The sequence below is a fragment of the Pseudoalteromonas sp. SG41-2 genome, assembly GCF_014164535.1.
Lineage (GTDB): Bacteria > Pseudomonadota > Gammaproteobacteria > Enterobacterales > Alteromonadaceae > Pseudoalteromonas > Pseudoalteromonas rhizosphaerae.
In genome coordinates, this window is the sequence record NZ_JACJFK010000125.1 from 1 (window position 1) to 435 (window position 435).

Genomic DNA, 435 nt, shown 5'->3' on the forward strand with positions numbered 1-435 from the left:
ATTTACACAAGAATTTAAAGTTCAAGCGGTTGAAAAAGCATTATCTCAATGTGATGATGTTCGTCTAGAAGATATTGCAGATGATTTAGGTGTCGGTTATTCAACGTTACAACGCTGGATAGCACTCGCAAAAAAACATCAACTTGAAACACACCAGACGGGTAGCCAAATGACAGCAGAAAAACGACCACAAGACTGGCGTTTAGAAGAAAGACTCAGCGCGATTATTGACTGTGGCCATTTAGATGAAGCAGCGATTAATGAATACTGTCGTAGTAAAGGGCTTTATCCGCATCATATTAAGCAGTGGAAGCACGACTTTGCCCAAGGACCTACAACGAAACTAGCTAAATCAGACAGTAAACAGTTAAAGCAAGAAATAAAACAGCTGCAAAAAGAGCTTAATCGTAAAGATAAAGCCTTAGCTGAAACAGC

Annotated in this window: 1 protein-coding gene; it reads left to right on the top strand. The window is 39.5% G+C overall.

Annotated elements, in window-relative coordinates; all coding sequences use genetic code 11:
* Window positions 1-435, top strand: a 435-nt coding sequence (locus tag H5186_RS22750; RefSeq protein ID WP_182795066.1) for a transposase, incomplete at both ends; no start/stop codon positions are given.